Raw genomic sequence first — 17573 nt, forward strand, 5'->3', positions numbered from 1 at the left:
CTTCCAATGGCTGCTTGCATGGCATCCTAGCGACAATCGGCGCGTACGGACAGCCCGCGAGGCACGCTTCAATAGCGAGGGGTGGGCGGCCATGGGGGACTTGCCTGCACGCAGGACGGCGCGTCATGGGCCCTGGCGGCTCCCACGGCAGCGCCGGCAGCCACCGCCCGGCCCGTGGTCTTCCACGCAACTTGTTGCTAGGACGCCGGGCAGCGGTGATAGCGGATCTCCATGTCCTCCATGCCCGGGAACAGCCGTGCGATGCTGTTCGCGTCCAGCTCCTTCAGGCTGAACTGGACGCTGGACAGCATCATGTCGGTGGCGCAGGCCGCAATCAGGTTGACGTTCGGGCCGTTGTCTTTCCGCGCCTTGATCCGGCAACTGGCGAATTTGCCGATGATCCGGTCGCCGTCCACGATGAAGCCCCCGCCATAGACGTCGGACATGTCGGTGAAGCCGAGCTGGGAGCCCTTGCGCGCGAACACCTTGCTGCAATTGTCGGGATCGCTGGCCCAGGCGCCGTTGAGTTCGAGGGCATGGGCACGGCCACCGGCAAGCACCAGCGAAGTCAGCAGGACCGCGCAGGTCGCGGCAAATTTCCCTGGACGCATGTTCTGTCCCTCGCTCCCCTCAATGTCCGCTCAGCACCAGCGTCTGGATCGGCAGCAGCAGCGCCTGGATGCGCAACAGCAGCGCGTGCACGAGGCCGACGGCGTCGATGGCATGAAGTACGAACCTCCTGCCCGCCGGCGTGTCCTTGGCCGAGACCTCCTCGTGATTGCTGGTATAGGCGTTGACGATGCAGCTCGAGCCCGGCGTCACCCCGTCGAGGCCGCCTTTGTAGAGCGGCTCGAGGAACACCAGAATGGTTCCGGGCTTCACCGCATTCTGCGCCTCGAGCAACTGCTCACCGGAACGGAACTGTCCGGCGGCGATGTAATCCTGCACCGTCGTGATCACCATCGGGATGATCACCCATGGCTTCGACATGCAGGTCGCCTCGGCGACCATGCCAGTCTGCATCACTTGCGCCTCGATCTGGCCGAATCCGGCTTGCAGCACCTTGCGGCCCGCTTCCTCCGGGATGAGAACGCCGGCAGGGCGCATCAGTTGATTGACGACGTCGCCGGGACGAACCAGGAACTGCTCGACGCGCCCGTTGACGCCGGCGCGCACGATGGTCTTGTCGAGATCGACCTGGGCCTGATCGCGTGCAGCCTCCGCGCTGGCCTTCTGTGCAGGCAGCGATGTCGAGACCTGCAACGCCGCCGCCTGTCTTGCGGCGTTTGCGGCATCGATGCCGGACTGGCGCTGATCGACCAGCACCTGCAGCTTGTCGATGTCACGCTGCGGGACGATGCCGGGATTGCGGCGCTGGAGCTCGCTCTTGACCTCGAGCTCGTCCTTGGCCTGCTGGTAGTTGGCCTTGGCCTCGCCGACCTGCGCCTCCGCCTTGACCACGTCGGCCTGGGCCGTCTGCATCATGGCATCGACCTCGGCCACCTTCCGCTGGGCCGTCTCGAGCGCGGCCTGCTGCTTCGAGCTGTCGAGCGTAAACAGCACGTCGCCCTTCTTGACCGGCGCGCTGAAGCCGATCTTGACCTCGGCGACGCGGCCCGAGCCCTCGGGGAGGATCGGCACGGTGCGGAAATACAGCGTGGCCGATGACGTCGAGGGGTGGAAGTAGAAGATCAGCGTGATCAGCGACACCGTCAGCATCAGGCAGCCGGTGATGCCCCAACGCAGCTCGTACCAGACCGAGAAAAAGGTGATCTCCTTGCCGAACCGCTTGCCCTGGCCGTAGCGGCGATAGAGGTAGTCGGGCACGATCGTCACCAGGGAGCAGATCATCAGCTCAAGCATGGCTGGGCTCCTTCCTGGTCGTCTCCGTGGTCGCCGCGGGGACAGGAGCTGGCGTGTCCTCTATCGGCGTACCGTCCTGGCCTGGCGTTGCATCGGCAATCTTCTCGACGGAGTCGGCGATGCTGCGCAGCGGCGTCCCGAAATCGGGGATGTCGATCAGCGCGAGCAGGAGTCCGGCGACCCAGAAGATGTGCATGTGCGTGAACAGCGAGATCAGTCCGAGCACCGCAACGAGTTCGAACTGCAGCTTTTGCGACTTGTGCGCCATTCGCTCGGGCAGGCTGTGCAGCTTCCAATACAGCGTGCCGACCCAAAGGATGGTGCCGATCAGGAATATGCCCATCACCACCATCAGCGTGTCGGTCCCGCTCCCCGGCGCGAGGAAGAACGGCAGATGGTGTGGGGCCATCGGATGTAGCTGGTCGCTCAAACGTTTCTCCCGGGTCAGCGGACGTGCTCTCGCGGCACTCTGTTCAGCCAGCTTCCCGGATTGCTTGACCTGAATCAAGGGAATGCCCGCCGCCGGTCCTAGCGTTCGGGCTGCTGATTGGACAACCATCAGGAGCCGCAGTCATGCCCGGCCTCGACGATCTCATCCCCAATGCCGCCCAAATCCGGAAGGAATCCGCCCTCAAGGAGGCCGAGAAGGCCGAGGAATATGTCCGCCTGGCCGCCGCCGCCGAGGCCGAGAAGATCGCGCTGATCGAGCGGCTTAGCAAGCCATCCGGCAAGAGCGAGGAGGAGAAGATCAAGCTCGCCTCCTCCATCATCCAGCGCGCGGTGCGCAACGGCCTCACCGAAGTGCTGGTCTATCGTTTCCCCAACTCGCTCTGCACCGACAAGGGGCGCGCCATCAACCAGATGGAAAAGGGCTGGGAAACCACGCTGACCGGGATCCCCAAGGAAATCTTCCAGCTCTGGACCGACTATCTGAAGCCGCGCGGCTACCGCATCGGCTACCAGGTCATCGATTTTCCGGGCGGCGTGCCCGGCGATATCGGCGTGACCATTTCCTGGGACGAGTGATTTTTCGAGAGAGAGGACCGGCATGGCCAAGGACGAGCCCGCGGAGAAGATGAAGCGGAAGGCCTATGAGAAGGAGCTCGAGAAGCTTCAGGTCGAGCTGTGTCATCTCCAGGAATGGGTCAAGGCCCAGAAGCTGAAGGTCATCGTCATCTTCGAGGGCCGCGATGCCGCCGGCAAGGGCGGCACCATCAAGGCGTTGACCGAGAAGGTCAGCCCGCGCGTCTTCCGCGTCTGCGCCCTGCCCGCGCCGTCCGACCGGCAGAAATCCCAGCTGTTCCTGCAGCGCTATATCGAGCAATTTCCGGCCGGCGGCGAAATCGTGATCTTCGACCGCAGCTGGTACAACCGCGCCGGCGTCGAATATGTCATGGGCTTCTGCTCGCCGGCCGATCACAAGCGCTTCCTTGAACTCTGTCCGCTGGTGGAGAAATTCGCCGTCGACGCCGGCATCATCCTGATCAAGCTCTGGCTCGAGGTCGGGATGGAGGAGCAGGAGCTCCGCTTCAAGGCGCGCATCGAGGATCCGCTGCGGCAGTGGAAGCTCAGTCCGATGGACACCGAGTCGTTCGGGCGCTGGTACGATTACTCGCGCGCGCGGGACATGATGTTCGAGGCGACCGACACCAAGCATGCGCCGTGGCGGCTGATCCGTTCCGACGACAAGCGGCGGGCGCGGCTCAACGTGATCTCGCACATCCTGCGGACGATCCCCTACAAGAAGGTCAAGCGGGACAAGGTCAAGCTGCCGCCGCGCTCGCACAAGGGCCGCTACAACGACCAGGCCAGCCTGCGCGGACTGAAGTTCGTCGAGGAACGATACTGAGACGCAAGCTGTCGAACGGCAAAACGGGCTGCGTCACCGCAGCCCGTTTATGTTGCGGCCGTGTCAGGCCTATTTCAGGCGGATCGTCACGCCGCCGACCGCCGCCGACACTTCCGCGCCGACCCTCGGGCCGGTGAGCTGAAGGATCACGCCATTGCCGTTCTGCAACTGGACCGCCCCGGCGCCGGCCGCGACCGCACCGCCGGCTCCGCCCACCGCGTAGGACCCTTCGATGGACGCGGGCCCCCTCAGATTGAGGGCCTTGCCCACGAACTTGCTGGTCGATGCGCCGATCGTGAAGCCGACGCTCATGCCCGATACGGTGAAGGGATATCTCTTTCCCCTCAGAAGCAGCACGCCCTCGCCGCCGCCGACGCCGACGATGAATCCGCCCTTGGTGAAGACCACCGCGACGTCACCGGTCTCGGCGCGCGATGGCGTGCTGAAACCGGCAACGGCTGCGAGTGAGGCGACCAGGACGGCGCCGATGGTGAACTTTCTCATGACGTTTCTTCCCCCTATTGAGCCAGGATCATGGCGAAGTAGCCGAACACGGTGAGCAGGATGCCCGAGACGGCATAGCCGACCGGGAATCCGATCCAGGGCACCGAGCTCTGGATCTCGACCGCCGCTTCGCGGCACGGGCCGGAATGCGAGCGGGCGCCGGCGACGCCGCCCATCAGCACCGCCGGGTTGATCTTGAAGACGTGGAAGCCGATCGCCCAGACGATGAAGGGCGGGATGGTGCAGGCGATGAAGCCGACCAGGAAGATCTTCAACGCAACGGCACCGGTGAGCTGGGCGAGCAGTCCCGCGCCGGCATTGACGCCGACAATGGCGACGAACACGACGAGACCGAGATCCTCCAGCACGTTGCGCGCCGCATTCGGCGTATTGCCGAAGAAGCGCAGCCGCGACACGATCGACGACACGATCACGCCCGACAGCAACAGGCCACCGGCATTGCCAAGGCCGATCTTGGCCCCGAACGCCGGAAACTCGATCATGCCGATCAGGAAGCCGATGATCATGCCGACGGCGAGCGTCAGGAGGTCGGTCGAGGTGTTGCTGCGCGCGATGCGCCCCCACATCTCGCCGAGTTCGTTGACGGCGGACTTGAGGCCGACCACCGAGACGATGTCCATCCGCTCCAGCTTGGTCTTGAGACCGGCCGGGATCTGGACGCCGCCACGCTCGACCTTGGTGACCTGCAACTGGCCCGCGATCGCGGTGTCGCGGAAGGACTCGAAGGTGCGACCGACCATCTCCTTGTTGGTGACGAGGATGTCCGCCTGGTCCATGGGAATGCCGAGCGTCTTGGCGTCCGCAACCTCCGGGCCGATCAGGCCCATCTTCTCGGTGAGATGCTCGGTCGCGCCGCCGAGCGCGACGACGTCGCCCTTCTGCAGCACGAAGTCGGGATCGGCCCCTTGCGGCTCACCGTTCCGGCCCACATTGACGATCCGGTATTCCGGATTGACCGTGCGGAATTTCGCGATGCTCATGCCGATCGTCGCCGGATTGTCCAGCCGGTAGGCGCGCAGACCAAACTGGCGATAGCCGGTCAGTCCGCCGCCTTCGAGATCCTTGACCCCGTAGTCCTTCTCATACTGCCTCGCCGCAGATTTGGCGTCGACGCCCCACCAGCGCGGCAGATATTTGCAGATCAGGATGATGCCGACGGTGCCCCAGATGTAGGTGATGCCGTAGGACAGCGCGATCATTCCGGAGGCGTCCTCGGGCTTCATGCCCGGAGGCAGCTTGACGACGCCGGAGGTGACGGCCTGCTCGGCCGAGCCGATCGCCGCCGACATGGTCTGCGATCCCGCCAGCACGCCGCCGGCCGCACCGGGCGGCAGCGAGAACATCTTGGCGCCGATCACGACGAGCGCGAGACCGATGACGCTCGACACCACGGCCAGGAGACAGAATTTGAGGCCGTCGCCTTTGAGGCTGTTGATGAAGGACGGTCCGACCCGCAGGCCCACGCCATACATGAAGAGATAGTAGAAGAGGCTCTTGGCGAAATTATTCAGCTCGAGTTTCACGCCGTAGGTGGAGGCCCACACCGACAGACCGGCGCCGACCACGATGGCGCCGGCGACCATGCCGAGGCCATAACCCTTGATGCTGGCCCGCCCGATATAGACGGCGAGCCCGACGACGAAGAACAGCAGCAGAAACGGATTCTGCGCCAGGAATGTGAAGAACGCCTGCATGTTGGTCCCCTCCAAGCCTTACGACGCGGCCTTCAGCTTCTGCTGGGCACCTGGCTTCGGCCGGCCGAGTTTCGCCAAGGCTTCCGTGCGCACGAGCTTCAATCCTTCCTTGGCGTCGTAGCCATGGATCTCCTTCACATCGAGCTTGCGCATGAAGTCGATGGTTTCCTGGGTGATGACCTGCCCGGGCACCATGATCGGGAAGCCCGGCGGATACGGGATCACGAAATTGGCCGAGACGAGCTCGGGCCCGGCCTTCAGCCGCCGGTCGATCTCGGGATCGCCCAGGCGGATGTGCTCGCATCCGGCGACGTCATAGGCGGCATAGAATCCGGTGCGGATGTCGCCTTCGTTGGTCTTGGTGCCGGCATCGCCGCGGAAGCTCGGATGGAAATGAGAGAAGTTCGGCAGATCCGGCACGTCCTTCATCAGGCTCGTCACCCGCGCCTCGAAGGTCTTCCGGGCATTGGCGCCGCCCTGGGCAAGGCCGCGGTCGATCTCGCCCGCGATCTCGGCGAGCACCCGGACGAGATGGGCGACGTCGCTGCGGGTGTTGTTGATGTTGGACTGGACCAGGACCGAGTTGCGCGAGGTCTTGTTGACCTGGATGTTGTACTCGTTGGCCAGGATGCCCTTGAACTGGGTGCCGTCGAAGCCGGCCATGCCGCACACCAGCGTCATGCGGGTCGGGTCGAGGCAGAATTCGTCCTCGTCCAGGCTCTTGAGCGTGTTCACCCAGTTGACGCCGTCGGCGAGGAAGTCGGTGAAGCCGCTCTGGCGATATTGCGCCGGTACCATGGCGTCGGCGCCGAGGATGCGGAAGTATTTCGAGATCAGCGGATTGTTGTTGATCGCCTGGCGGATGGCGAATGCGATCTCGATCGCATTGGCGACGAGGCCATAGCCCTCCAGCTCCATCTGCCGCCGCGAGACGTCGAGGCTGGCGATCAGCTGCTGGTTCGGGCTGGTCGAGGCGTGGGTGAACACCGCCTCCTTGAATTGCTGCTCGACGGTGTGGAATTCGACGTCCTTGACCGAGAGCATCGAGCCCTGGCGGATCGCCGACATCGACTTGTGGGTCGAGTTGGTCTGGTAGACGCGCAAGCGGATCTGCCTGGGGTCGGGAATCAGCCGGGTCTTGAGCAGCAGCTCGTCCGACGGGGTCTTGCCGAGCTCGGCCTGCTGCTTCTCATAGGCCGCGACCGACTTCGGATCGTGCATCCAGGCCTCGATCTCGTTGGCGGCGCCGAGGCCGGTGCGGCGGCGCAGAAACGGCGAGAAGCGCGCGAAGCCGAACCAGGCCTCGTCCCACAGGAAGATCAGGTCGGGCTTGATCGCGAGGCATTCCTCCATCACCCGCCGGGTGTTGTAGATGTGGCCGTCGAAGGTGCAGTTGGTGAGGTCGACCATCTTGACGCGGTCGAGCCGGCCGTCGGCCTTGGCGTTCAGCAGGGCCTGCTTGATCGTCTTCAGCGGCACCGCGCCGTACATCGAATATTCCGTCATCGGGAAGGCTTCGACGTAGAGCGGCTGGGCACCTGCCAGCACCATGCCATAGTGATGCGACTTGTGGCAGTTGCGGTCGACGATCGCGATGTCGCCCGGCGCCAGCAGCGCCTGCACCGCCATCTTGTTCGACGTCGAGGTGCCGTTGGTGACGAAGAAGACCCGATCGGCGCCGAGCGCCCTCGCCGCCTTCTCCTGCGCCTTCTTGATGTTGCCGGTCGGCTCCAGCATGCTGTCGAGGCCGCCCGTGGTGGCGCTGCTCTCGGCCAGGAACAGGTTCGGCCCGTAGAACTCGCCCATGTCGCGGATCCAGTCGGACTTGAAGATCGACTTGCCGCGGGCGATCGGCAGCGCGTGGAAGGTGCCGATCGGGCGCTGGGCGTATTTCTTGAGATTGTCGAAGAACGGCGTGTCGTAGCGGTCCTGGATGCCTTCGAGGATCGACAGGTGCAGCTCCAGAAGCTCTTCCACCGAGTAGAAGATGCGGCGGACGGCGCTGGCCTCGGGATTGCCGGCCAGCTCCTCCACGTCGCGGTTCGAGATCATGTAGAGATCGAGCTCGGGCCTGACCCGCTTGATGATTTGCGCGAGCCGCAGTGCCGAGGCGTCGGTTTCGTCGCTGAGACCGGCCGCGGACATGATCGAGCGGAGCACCGGCGCATTGTGCCGCGAACGCAGTCCAAAGCCCTCGTTGACGATCACAGCCCCGATGTTCGGATTGAGCATCGTGGCGCAGAAGGCGTCCTCCAGGCTGCCGACGATGACGGGCTCATAGATGAAGGCATCGACCGGACGCCGCAGCTTGCGCCATTCCGCCGCGAGTGACGGCCATTGGCCAGGTGACACTCCGGTGACGATCAGGGTCTCGAAATAGGGCCGGCGCGTCGTATGCGCGCCGAAGCTCGGCGGCACCAGCTCGGGCACATCGCCGTTGCCGTCGTCCTTTGCGCTCCAGTCGCCGGCATGCTGGCGGAACGACCGCGTCGCCAGCGCCTGGGCGATCCTGGTCGCCAGCGCAAACGAGGTTGCCCCGTCGCCCGCAGCGGCGGCTTCTCGCAGCGCCGCCATCAACTGCATGCCGGGATAGCCGTGAAATTCCTCGGTGATCGTCAGATCGGCCAGCGCTGCGTCAAAGGCCGCGCGATTGCCGACCCGTGCCCAGATCTTTGCAGCCTCCACCAGGTCGCGCCAATCGTCCGCGCGTGCACCGGGGCCGGAGAAGAACTGATCGATACGCTTCTGTGCGGGCTTGGCGTCGTTGGACATGTCTCTCTCCCGATCGGTGCCGGCCTTGGGCGAAGGTGATGGCGGATCGTGAGTGCGGGGGCCGAGGCTCCATTGATCCAAGTCAAGGGTCGCGCTTTATGGCGGACGGTCGATCCCGCCGCAGGTCCTGCTTGCAACGCAGCACGCTTCTCAGGCCGTGCGCCACGATGACGACGCCGTCGAGCTCGCGTCGAGCGGCGTGTTCATCTGATCGCCTCAGGTGGTGTCGTTTCGCAGCGCAAGAGGACAATCAGCAGCGCGACCACGGGAATGCCGAGCGCGAGATCCGGAATGGCCCTGGTGGCGAAGGCGCCGGCAGCCGCGCCGCAGCCGAACACAGCACACAGCGCGAAGAAGATGACGGCCTTGCGCAGGGTTCCGAGCGGCGCCCCTCCGTAGACGGCCGCAAAAATGTTCTCGACGGACTGGCGCATGTTGCCGGTGATCATCACCGTGCTGCACACGGCGCCCTCGACCTTGACGAACATGGCCGCCTGCAACGCCGCGACCATGGAAATGCCAAGTGTGCCGGCCAGATCCGGAAGGCGGTTATGCAGGATGCCGACCGTGATCAAGACCACGATCTCGACGAGGATGCTGAGCGCGCTCGCCCGTTCACCTGCGACCCGGCGCAGCCATGCCGCGATCACGATGCCGGCGGTGAAGGCCAGGATCGGCGGTACGAAGTGAAATGCCTTCGCCCACTCGCCTCCCATCGCATGGACCCACAGGAAGATCACGTTGGCGGTCTGCGCATTCGCCATCACGCCATGGATGATCCAGGTATAGGCGTCGATATAGCCGCCGGCGAAAGCGAGCAGCAGCACGATTTCGACGGTTTCATCGCGGCGGATCGCGCCGGCTGAGACGTCCAGAGTGCTCATGTCGGCAAAGGCTGCTGTCGCGGACGCTTCATCGCATCATTGGCGGCGGCATGCCACCGGCTGGGCTTGATCTGGATCAAGCAAAGTTCCCGCGTGCCCGATCAAATCCCACCACGGATAGCCGGGGAGACGCAATCATGAGCACCGTCAGGTGGATCATCAGCACTGCGCCGGAAATCTTTCTGCTGCTGACCATTGCGATCGGCACCATCCTCGGCCGCATCAAGATCCGCGGTTTCTCGATCGGCACCACCGCCTGCATCCTGATCGTCGCCGTTCTGATCGGACAGCTCGGCAGCTTCAGCTTCCCGCCGATTCTGAGGGCGATCCTGTTCAGCCTCTTCGTCTTCACCATCGGCTACCGCTCCGGCCCGGAGTTCTTCGCCTCCTTGAGCGTGCGGACCCTTGCGCAGGTGGTGTTGGCGCTGGTCATCGGAGCCACGGGTCTCGTTCTTGTGCTCATGTTCGCCCACGTGTTCAAGCTCGATACCGGAACGGCCGCCGGTCTTACGGCCGGCGCGTTGACGCAGTCTTCGGTGATCGGCACCGCGTCGGGCGCGCTGGCGCAGCTCGGTCTTTCCGCCGACGTGCTGAAGCAGCAGGAAGCCAACATCGCCGCCGGCTATGCCGTGACCTACGTGCTGGGCTACATCCTCACCCTGCTGTTCGTCCCCTTCGTCGCGCCGCGGCTGATGCGGGTGGACCTGAAGGCGGAGGCGATCAAGCTCGAGGCCGAGCTTGCCGGCGGCGCGCCCGCGAAAACGGACAATCTATCCTATCGCAAATTCCAGGCCCGGGCCTACCGCGTCTCGCACGCCGCAGGCCGTACGGTCGAGGCCATCGAGGCGGAGATCGGCCACCGCACCGTGGTGGAGCGAATTGTTCGCCGCGGCGCCGACGTCGCGCCGAACCGCGACATCTTGCTCGAAGACGGCGACGACATCGTCCTGACCGGCCCGACCGCGGCCATTGTCTCGGCGAAGCCCGTCATTGGCCAGGAAATCGACGCCGACGAGCTGCTGCGCAGCCTGCCCGGCAATGTCATCGACGTGCTCGTGGAGAATTCAAAGCTGCATGGCCGCTCGATCCGCGAGGTCGCCGAGGTCGTGGGCGACAATGCGCGCGGTGTCTTCCTGCGCACTCTCACGAGGATGGGCCGCGAGGTGCCGCTCGGTCCCGATACGCTCGTCTATGTCGGCGACGTGATGACGCTGGTCGGCAGCACCGGCAATATCGCGCGGGCCACGGCTCAAGTCGGTCACGCCCTGAGCGCAGGCGACCGCACCGACATCGCCTTCATCGCCGCCGGTATCGCGGTCGGCCTGCTGGCCGGCCTTGCCAGCTTCAAGGTAGGCGCGGTCGCGCTGACGCTCGGCGGCGGCGGCGGCGCGCTGATCGCAGGCCTCGTCTGCGGCTGGCTGCGCTCGCGCAGGCCTACCATGGGTGCGATGCCGCCGGCTGCGCAACAGACGCTGAGCGACCTCGGTCTCGGTGGCTTCATCGCGGCGATCGGGCTCGGCAACGGCCTCGCCGCCTGGTCGGCAATCCAGGCCCACGGTCTGTTGCTGGTCGGCATGGGGATTGTCGTCACCTTGGTACCGCTCACGGTCGGAACGCTCGTTGCCTATTACCTGCTGCGCATGAACCCGGTCGTGACCTGTGGCGCCCTCGCCGGCGCCATGACCGTTGATGCCGCCGTTACCGGCGCCTGCGACGTGGCCGAGAGCCAGACCCCGGTGCTCGGTGTCGCCGTCCCCTACGCCGTCGGCAATGTCGTTCTCACCGTGCTTGGTCCGATCGTGGTGGCTGCCACGTACAGCGGTTGAGGAGACCAGCATGCGTTTTGACGTACCCGCAATCGGCCGCCTCTTCGCGATCATCCTGCTTCTTTTCGCCGGGCTCTCGGCGCCGGTCCGCGCCGAGGACGAGATCCGTATCCAGGAAGAGCTCTGGGCCCTTACATTGCCGCTGCCAATGTTCGCCTATGTGGTACGCCCGGTCGATGACGGCCCCTTCCCGCTCGTGATCATGAACCACGGCGTCTCGCTCAACGTGACCGATCGCAGTTTCTTTCCGCTGGTCGAGTTCCGCGACGCCGCCAAATGGTTCGCAAAGCGCGGCTATTTCGTGGTCGCCCCGGTCGGCACCGGTTATGGCGCGGCTGCGGTCGATATCCCCGAACGCGCCCTGTACGGGCCGTTCTTCTCCAAGGTCGGCAAGTGCACCAATCCCAATTTCCACGACGCAGGCCGCGCCGTTGCCCAGGTCGATCGCTGGATCATCGACTATCTGGCTGCGGAAAAACGTGTCATCCCCAAGGATGTGATCGTGGTGGGGCAATCCGCCGGCGGCTGGGCCTCGATCGCCCTGTCGAGCGTCAACCCGCCAGAGGTGAAAGCCATCATCACCTTCGCCGCCGGTCGCGGCGGGCGGGTCGGCGGCAAGCCCAACAACAATTGCGCGCCCGACAAACTCGTGGAGGCCACTGCGGATTTCGGCCGCACCTCGCGGGTGCCGATGCTGTGGATCTACATCGAGAACGACACGTTCTTCGGACCCGAGCTGTCGAAGCGGATGCATGCGGCGTTTACCGCGGGCGGCGGCCGGGCCGAGTATCATCTGATGCCGCCGTTCGGCAACGAGGGACATTTCTTCATCGGCTCGCCTGACGCCATCCCGCTCTGGTCGCCGCTGGTGACGAAATTTCTCGACGCACAGAAATAGCGCCTGCCTTGGGAGGCCCGCTCATGTCCGCTCTTCGCAACCGACTCTGTGGCCTGCTGATCGCCGTCATCTTCGGAGCCACGACATTTGCCGCCATCGCCGCGCCGAAAGCCGCACGGACCGATAAACCTGCCGAGGTGGCGACGCGCGGCCAGCGCGAAGCCAAGGACGTCACCTACGGCGATTGGCAAAAGCTCTGCTTCAAGGCCGGCGGCGCGCCGTCGCTGTGCCGGACGTCGATCACCGGAAAATTCCCAACAGGCCAGATGGCCGTGCGCGTCGATCTGATCGAACGCGAGGACACTCCGACCACCCGGCTGCAACTCTTCGTGCCCGTCGGCATGTATCTGCAGCGGCCGGCCAAGCTGTCGATCGACCAGGGGAGCAGCTTTAATCTTCCCTACAGCTGGTGCCTGACCAACGCCTGCATCGCGGCAGACGTCGTCCCGCCGGGAATCGTCAAGGAGATGGAATCCGGAAAGACGCTGGCGCTCGAGGTGGTGGATTCAAACCTGCTGGTCCTAACGACCAGCGTGCCGCTGGCGCAGTTCGTCTCGGCTCATAAGGGGGCACCGGCGAAGACGCTGGAGCAGTATGTCGAGGAATGATCGGCGCTTCACCGCTAAGCGGCCGCCGCGCGCGCGACGGAATCGATCAGGGACTGCGCCGTGAACGGCTTGGTCAGATAAGCGACGCAACCCGAGGCCACCGCAGCCGTGCGGTTCACCGCGCTGTCGTTGCCGGTAATGTAGATCACGGGCGCCGTGACGCCCCCCGCCGCCAGCTTCCGGCGTAGATCGACGCCTGACTTGCCGTCGAGATTGATGTCGAGAACGATGCAGATCGCCGTCTCGAACGAGTCATGATCGAGCAAGGCCTCCGCGGAGTCGAACAGCGTCACGACGAATCCGTGCGCGCGCAGCAGCCTGTTCAGGCTTGCCCGCATGGAGGGATCGTCATCGACGACAAAAACGGATTCACGCGTCGGCAAGGAAGGAACCTTTCCGGCTTGGCAGGAACGCTGACGCTGCGGCTGCTATCGATGCGCGCTGTCACGATCACTCGCGAGGACGAACACAACGCCTGACGCGCCATCATGGAGCACTGCCTCAGCGCACTTCATATTGACCTTTGGGGCAGTGACACCGCAGGAACTGTATCTGAAAGCGACAGCGCAGCTAACTGCCGTTCGAATCCAGCATTCCGAGCCGCTCCGCGATCGAAACGAGCTCTGCAAGCGAATGAACCTGCATCTTCTCCATCACCTGATGGCGGTGCGCCTTTACAGTACGCTCGGTCGTGCCGAGCTCATACGCGATCTGCTTGTTGATCTTGCCGCGAACGATGAGATCGAACACCTGACGTTCGCGCTGGGTCAGCGTCGCAAGATGCACGCGGAAGCCATCGAGCCTGCCGCGCTGGCTGCGCGTGGCGTCCTGTCTCGCCAGTGCGCGCGTGATCGCATCGAGCAGCAACTCCGACGAAACCGGCTTGGTCAGGAAGTCCTCCGCGCCTGCCTTGATGGCCTGCACGGTGGTCGGTGTGTCGGCGTGCCCGGTCAGGAATATAATCGGCAGGGTCGAACCCGAGGCGATCAGGCGGCTCTGCAGTTCCGGGCCGCTCAAGCCCGGGATGCGTACGTCGAGGAGGATGCATCCCGGCCGCGCGTCGTCCGGCGCTGCATCCAGGAGGTCCTGGGCGGAGGCGTAGGTGGCGACGTCATAGCCGGCAAGCTTCAGCCGGCGTTCGATCGCCGTCCGGAACGATGCGTCATCATCGACGACATGGACAAGACCCGACACCATTTACCTCGCGCGAATTCATGCAAATCAACGATGGGGAGTCTTTAACCGAGGAAATGCGGATGCCAATAGTTTGGAAATTGAAATAAGTGCTTCGCAACAGGATAATTCCGGACCGCAGAAGGTCCTTCTCAATCCGTGCAGCAAACCTCCGTGCTGTCCCTTGGTACATTGAACCTTGGGACAATGGTTGGGAATACCGCGATAGTCGTAAATCAACCACGGCGGGAGAGCGGGTTCAGCGCGGCGCTCTTGCCGCTGCAGGGGTTTTTCGTCTGACAGACCAATTCAGCGTTCAGCAGAGGAGTTGGCCTATGTTCGTTCGCATCACCACCGATTCCGCGCCTCGTCCCAATTCCCTCCGCGACCTCGGCATGACCAGCGAGACAAATGCTCTCGTCAGTTTAATCGAATTTTCCTACAAAAAAGGCACCGAGATCTACGGCGAGAAGGAGCCCGCCGAATATGTCTACCAGGTCAAGTCTGGCGCGGTACGGAGCTACAAGCTGCTGTCCGACGGCCGCAGGCAGATCGGCGCCTTTCACCTGACCGGCGACATCTTTGGCCTGGCGAATGGAAACGAGCACCGTTTCACGGCGGAGGCGATCGTCGACACCACAGTGCGGATCGTCAGGCGGCAGAGCCTGGAGATCGTGGCCGAAAGCGATGCCATGGTCGCCAGGAACCTGCTCAGCATGACCACGCGCAATCTTCAGCACGCGGAAGACCACATGCTGCTGCTCGGCCGCAAGACCTCGCTGGAGCGGGTCGCGGCTTTCCTGCTGGAGATGGACAAGAGGCTGACCGCCGCGGGCGTGATGGCGCTGCCGATGTCGCGGCGCGATATCGCCGATTATCTCGGCCTGACGCTGGAAACCGTCTCGCGCGCCCTCTCGCGGCTGCATGAGCTCGGCGTGCTCGGCTTCATCGGCAACACCCAGCGACAGATCGTGCTTCTGGACCGCCATCAGCTCGCCGGCCTCGACCTGCAGCCCTGAACGACGCGGGAGCGCGTTATGTAATCGCGCGCGGAGCCGTCTCCATGATGGACCGCGCGACCTCCGAAATCCCCGTGATGATGATCTGCACGCCGATGCAGAGCAGCAGGAACGCCGACAGTTTCGTGACGACGCTGGTGCCTTCCTGGCCGAACAGGCGCGCCATGGCGCTGGACTTGCGGTAGGCATGGTAGATCGCCGCGGTCATGGCCAGTGCGACGAGCAGCGACACGATCGATGACGCAAATCTGGCATCCAGGCTGTCCGATCGGCTGATGCCGATCGCGATGGCGGCGGCGATCGTCCCGGGCCCGGTCGTGAGCGGGATGGTCAGCGGGAAGAAAGCCATGCGCTGGATCGTCGCGGCATCGGCCGACGAGACCGCATGCGGCCCTTGGGACGTCGGCTCCGCATGCAGCATGGACCACCCGGTTGCGGCCACGACGAGCCCGCCGGCGATGCGCAGCGCCGGAATCGTGATGCCGAAAAAGTTGAGGATCTGGCTGCCGAGGAACTGCGACACCAGCAGGACCGCGAACGCATAGGCTGCGACGCGCCTTGCGACGCGGGCGCGCTCGGGCTCGGACAGGCTTATTGTCCTGTCCAGGAAGATGAAGGCGAGACCATACGGATTGATGATCGCAAACAGCGCGCCGAAGCCGAACAGGAAATCCTCAACCCACTTCGACGACGAGATTTCAAGCATTCGTCTTGCCCGGGAGCCGTTCGATCGCTTCGAGATGCTCGAGCGCCTTGCGCAGGACTTCGAACAGGATGGCCGCCGACCAGCCGAACAGCAGGATGCCGTTCATGGCCGTCAACGGTCCGATCAGCCGCCATTCGGGCACCGGCGTGATGTCGCCATAGCCGAGCGTCGTGTAGTTCACGAACACGAAATACAAGAGTTCGCTTCCTGGCGGCGCCGCCTGGACCAGCCAATAGGTGCAGGCCCAGACCAGAGCCTCCAGGGTGTGTGCGAGGCTCAGCGCCACGGCGGTTGCGATCATCACGCCCATCAGGTGCAGTCGCGGACCATCGCTCTGCCTGTAGCCGGCCGTTCGCGCGATCGATATGACAGCGACCGTCGCCAGCGCGTGGATCCCGATATTGGTCGCGCTGACCAGCGTGCTGACAAGGACTTGAAGCAGCATGGGAACCAGCTCATCTCTGAACGGCAGTGGAAACCCCGGATTTGGAAATCTCGGGATTCGTCTCTGAGTTGGCAATCCCGGACGTCTCCTGCTCCTGCAACGCTGCGGCGCGGTCGATCCGGATCCAGGCCGCCGCGAGCTCCCAGGCGACCGCCAGGATGATCGGGCCGATGAAGAGGCCGATGATGCCGTGCGCCAGGGTGCCGCCGATGACCCCGATCAGGATGACGAGCGTCGGCGTGCTCAGGCCGCGGCCCATGACCAATGGTTTGAGGATGTTGTCGAGCAGGCCGACGACGACGAGGAAGATCGTCAGCAGCAGCGCCGTCGTCACGTCCTTGTCCATCCAGATCCAGATCACCACGGGCACGATGACGATCGCTGCACCGATCTGCACGATCGACAGCAGCAGGACGATGATGGCGAGCAAGCCGGCGCTGGGAATGGCCGCGAGTTTGAGGCCGATGCCGGCCAGCAGCGCCTGCACGATCGCGACCCCGATCACGCCTTGCGACACCGCGCGGATCGTCGCACCTGCGAGCTCGAGAAAATGCTCGCTCTGCTCCGGCACGATGCGGAACAGGAAACCGCGGACCGCGCCGACGAGCTGCGGTCCGTATGGGAACAGGAAGCCGGCCACGAGCACCGACAGCAGGAACTGCAGCGTGCCGACACCGGCGCTGCCGGCGAACGACAGCATCACCCCCGCCAGCGGCTTCAGATACGGCCCCACCTCGCGCAGAACGGCGCGGATGTTGGTGTAGGCCAGGGTCCAGAGATCGAACAGCTGCTGGCCGACCAGCGGCCAGTCCTTGAGTGATTCCGGCGCGGCCTGCAGCGCGAGGTCGCCGCTGCCGATCTGGGTCGCGAGGTCCTTGATGCCCTCGACCGCGCTGAGCCCGAGCCATGTCGCCGGACCGATGACGATGCCGAGCGTCGTCACCGTGAGAATGGCTGCGGCGGTCCGGGGCCGGCCGCCGAGGCGTTTGGCGAGCCAGCTGAAGGCGGGATAGAACGCGACCGCAAGCACGGCGCTCCAGGTCAGGATCGGCACGAACGGGCGGATGATCAGATACGTCCATGCGATCAGGAGCGCCAGCAATCCGATACGGATCACGAGCTGGACAACCTGGTCTCCCGACAGAAGCTTGCGAAGTGGGGTCAAGACGGCGCCGTCCTCTGGGAGAGCGGATATCCGATGGACGTAGCGGCCTCCGGCGCGCTGCATTCTTGATCCAGATCAAGCGATCTCGGCGACCGGTTCCTGCTCCCTGAGCACGCGCCGCCCGGGGCGGCTCGATGCCGATCGAG

At 64.4% G+C, this 17573-nt stretch carries 18 protein-coding genes; 6 read left to right on the forward strand and 12 right to left on the reverse strand.

Annotated elements, in window-relative coordinates; all coding sequences use genetic code 11:
• Positions 1-197: 197 nt before the first annotated feature.
• The 3 genes from JQ617_RS07335 to JQ617_RS07345 are packed head-to-tail and all read right to left on the reverse strand — an operon-like array spanning position 198 to position 2272.
• Positions 198-611 (reverse strand): hypothetical protein, encoded by a 414-nt coding sequence (locus JQ617_RS07335; protein ID WP_212025532.1) that lies wholly within the window; start codon positions 609-611, stop codon positions 198-200.
• Positions 612-630: 19 nt separating this feature from the next.
• Positions 631-1863 carry an HlyD family secretion protein gene (locus tag JQ617_RS07340; RefSeq protein WP_212025534.1) on the reverse strand — a complete coding sequence of 411 codons (1233 nt, stop codon included), beginning with the start codon at positions 1861-1863 and terminating at the stop codon, positions 631-633.
• Entirely contained in the window at positions 1856-2272 is a 417-nt protein-coding gene (locus JQ617_RS07345) for a hypothetical protein (protein ID WP_249156863.1), read from the reverse strand. The genes JQ617_RS07340 and JQ617_RS07345 overlap by 8 nt, the downstream gene beginning before the upstream one ends.
• 164 nt (positions 2273-2436) lie before the next feature.
• Here JQ617_RS07345 and JQ617_RS07350 point away from each other — a divergent pair, with 164 nt between their 5' ends.
• Together JQ617_RS07350 and ppk2 are read left to right on the forward strand one after the other, a co-directional pair.
• Positions 2437-2889 carry a hypothetical protein gene (locus tag JQ617_RS07350; protein ID WP_212025536.1) on the forward strand — a complete coding sequence of 151 codons (453 nt, stop codon included), beginning with the start codon at positions 2437-2439 and terminating at the stop codon, positions 2887-2889.
• Positions 2890-2911: 22 nt separating this feature from the next.
• Entirely contained in the window at positions 2912-3712 is an 801-nt protein-coding gene (gene ppk2, locus JQ617_RS07355) for a polyphosphate kinase 2 (protein ID WP_212025538.1), read from the forward strand.
• A 69-nt stretch (positions 3713-3781) separates the two neighbouring features.
• Here the strand turns inward: ppk2 and JQ617_RS07360 are convergent, their stop codons facing one another.
• The 4 genes from JQ617_RS07360 to JQ617_RS07375 form a co-directional block, all read right to left on the reverse strand.
• Positions 3782-4216 (reverse strand): hypothetical protein, encoded by a 435-nt coding sequence (locus JQ617_RS07360; RefSeq protein ID WP_212025540.1) that lies wholly within the window; start codon positions 4214-4216, stop codon positions 3782-3784.
• 14 nt (positions 4217-4230) lie between these two features.
• Positions 4231-5931 carry an aspartate:alanine exchanger family transporter gene (locus JQ617_RS07365; RefSeq protein WP_212025542.1) on the reverse strand — a complete coding sequence of 567 codons (1701 nt, stop codon included), beginning with the start codon at positions 5929-5931 and terminating at the stop codon, positions 4231-4233.
• 18 nt (positions 5932-5949) lie between these two features.
• Positions 5950-8703, reverse strand: coding sequence for a decarboxylase (locus tag JQ617_RS07370; protein ID WP_212025544.1), 2754 nt, complete (start codon positions 8701-8703; stop codon positions 5950-5952).
• A 203-nt stretch (positions 8704-8906) separates the two neighbouring features.
• Positions 8907-9587, reverse strand: a complete 681-nt coding sequence (locus JQ617_RS07375) for a YoaK family protein (protein WP_212025547.1) — start codon at positions 9585-9587, stop codon at positions 8907-8909.
• A gap of 137 nt (positions 9588-9724) precedes the next feature.
• Between JQ617_RS07375 and JQ617_RS07380 the strand changes: the two genes are divergently transcribed.
• The 3 genes from JQ617_RS07380 to JQ617_RS07390 are packed head-to-tail and all read left to right on the forward strand — an operon-like array spanning position 9725 to position 12919.
• The gene (locus tag JQ617_RS07380; protein WP_212025549.1) at positions 9725-11413 is read left to right on the forward strand and encodes an aspartate:alanine exchanger family transporter; all 1689 of its coding nucleotides are present in this window, start codon (positions 9725-9727) and stop codon (positions 11411-11413) included.
• 10 nt (positions 11414-11423) lie between these two features.
• Positions 11424-12311, forward strand: coding sequence for an alpha/beta hydrolase family protein (locus tag JQ617_RS07385; RefSeq protein WP_212025550.1), 888 nt, complete (start codon positions 11424-11426; stop codon positions 12309-12311).
• A gap of 23 nt (positions 12312-12334) precedes the next feature.
• Complete coding sequence (locus JQ617_RS07390; protein WP_212025552.1) at positions 12335-12919, forward strand: invasion associated locus B family protein; 585 nt, start codon at positions 12335-12337, stop codon at positions 12917-12919.
• A 14-nt stretch (positions 12920-12933) separates the two neighbouring features.
• On the opposite strand, the gene JQ617_RS07395 is transcribed toward JQ617_RS07390, so the two are convergent.
• The gene (locus JQ617_RS07395) at positions 12934-13302 is read right to left on the reverse strand and encodes a response regulator transcription factor (protein WP_212025553.1); all 369 of its coding nucleotides are present in this window, start codon (positions 13300-13302) and stop codon (positions 12934-12936) included.
• 187 nt (positions 13303-13489) lie between these two features.
• Positions 13490-14116, reverse strand: a complete 627-nt coding sequence (locus tag JQ617_RS07400) for a response regulator transcription factor (protein WP_249156689.1) — start codon at positions 14114-14116, stop codon at positions 13490-13492.
• A 311-nt stretch (positions 14117-14427) separates the two neighbouring features.
• Between JQ617_RS07400 and JQ617_RS07405 the strand changes: the two genes are divergently transcribed.
• On the forward strand, positions 14428-15111 hold the full coding sequence (locus JQ617_RS07405) for a helix-turn-helix domain-containing protein (protein ID WP_212025555.1): 684 nt from the start codon (positions 14428-14430) through the stop codon (positions 15109-15111).
• A 16-nt stretch (positions 15112-15127) separates the two neighbouring features.
• On the opposite strand, the gene JQ617_RS07410 is transcribed toward JQ617_RS07405, so the two are convergent.
• The 3 genes from JQ617_RS07410 to JQ617_RS07420 are packed head-to-tail and all read right to left on the reverse strand — an operon-like array spanning position 15128 to position 17427.
• Entirely contained in the window at positions 15128-15817 is a 690-nt protein-coding gene (locus tag JQ617_RS07410; RefSeq protein WP_212025557.1) for a MarC family protein, read from the reverse strand.
• The gene (locus JQ617_RS07415; protein ID WP_212025559.1) at positions 15810-16262 is read right to left on the reverse strand and encodes a potassium channel family protein; all 453 of its coding nucleotides are present in this window, start codon (positions 16260-16262) and stop codon (positions 15810-15812) included. The genes JQ617_RS07410 and JQ617_RS07415 overlap by 8 nt, the downstream gene beginning before the upstream one ends.
• A gap of 10 nt (positions 16263-16272) precedes the next feature.
• Entirely contained in the window at positions 16273-17427 is a 1155-nt protein-coding gene (locus tag JQ617_RS07420) for an AI-2E family transporter (protein ID WP_249156690.1), read from the reverse strand.
• Between the last annotated feature and the right edge of the window lie 146 nt (positions 17428-17573).

It is taken from the genome of Bradyrhizobium sp. KB893862 SZCCT0404 (assembly GCF_018130885.1).
Lineage (GTDB): Bacteria > Pseudomonadota > Alphaproteobacteria > Rhizobiales > Xanthobacteraceae > Bradyrhizobium > Bradyrhizobium stylosanthis.

Excerpts from the sequence above, each read along its gene's own strand:
- JQ617_RS07375 (WP_212025547.1), bottom strand. The coding sequence starts at position 9,587 with ATGAGCACTCTGGACGTCTCAGCCGGCGCGATCCGCCGCGATGAAACC.
- JQ617_RS07370 (WP_212025544.1), bottom strand. The coding sequence starts at position 8,703 with ATGTCCAACGACGCCAAGCCCGCACAGAAGCGTATCGATCAGTTCTTC.
- JQ617_RS07340 (WP_212025534.1), bottom strand. The coding sequence starts at position 1,863 with ATGCTTGAGCTGATGATCTGCTCCCTGGTGACGATCGTGCCCGACTAC.
- JQ617_RS07415 (WP_212025559.1), bottom strand. The coding sequence starts at position 16,262 with ATGCTGCTTCAAGTCCTTGTCAGCACGCTGGTCAGCGCGACCAATATC.
- JQ617_RS07360 (WP_212025540.1), bottom strand. The coding sequence starts at position 4,216 with ATGAGAAAGTTCACCATCGGCGCCGTCCTGGTCGCCTCACTCGCAGCC.
- JQ617_RS07400 (WP_249156689.1), bottom strand. The coding sequence starts at position 14,116 with ATGGTGTCGGGTCTTGTCCATGTCGTCGATGATGACGCATCGTTCCGG.
- JQ617_RS07380 (WP_212025549.1), top strand. The coding sequence starts at position 9,725 with ATGAGCACCGTCAGGTGGATCATCAGCACTGCGCCGGAAATCTTTCTG.
- JQ617_RS07405 (WP_212025555.1), top strand. The coding sequence starts at position 14,428 with ATGTTCGTTCGCATCACCACCGATTCCGCGCCTCGTCCCAATTCCCTC.
- JQ617_RS07385 (WP_212025550.1), top strand. The coding sequence starts at position 11,424 with ATGCGTTTTGACGTACCCGCAATCGGCCGCCTCTTCGCGATCATCCTG.
- JQ617_RS07345 (WP_249156863.1), bottom strand. The coding sequence starts at position 2,272 with ATGGCCCCACACCATCTGCCGTTCTTCCTCGCGCCGGGGAGCGGGACC.
- JQ617_RS07390 (WP_212025552.1), top strand. The coding sequence starts at position 12,335 with ATGTCCGCTCTTCGCAACCGACTCTGTGGCCTGCTGATCGCCGTCATC.
- JQ617_RS07335 (WP_212025532.1), bottom strand. The coding sequence starts at position 611 with ATGCGTCCAGGGAAATTTGCCGCGACCTGCGCGGTCCTGCTGACTTCG.
- JQ617_RS07410 (WP_212025557.1), bottom strand. The coding sequence starts at position 15,817 with ATGCTTGAAATCTCGTCGTCGAAGTGGGTTGAGGATTTCCTGTTCGGC.
- JQ617_RS07350 (WP_212025536.1), top strand. The coding sequence starts at position 2,437 with ATGCCCGGCCTCGACGATCTCATCCCCAATGCCGCCCAAATCCGGAAG.
- JQ617_RS07365 (WP_212025542.1), bottom strand. The coding sequence starts at position 5,931 with ATGCAGGCGTTCTTCACATTCCTGGCGCAGAATCCGTTTCTGCTGCTG.
- ppk2 (WP_212025538.1), top strand. The coding sequence starts at position 2,912 with ATGGCCAAGGACGAGCCCGCGGAGAAGATGAAGCGGAAGGCCTATGAG.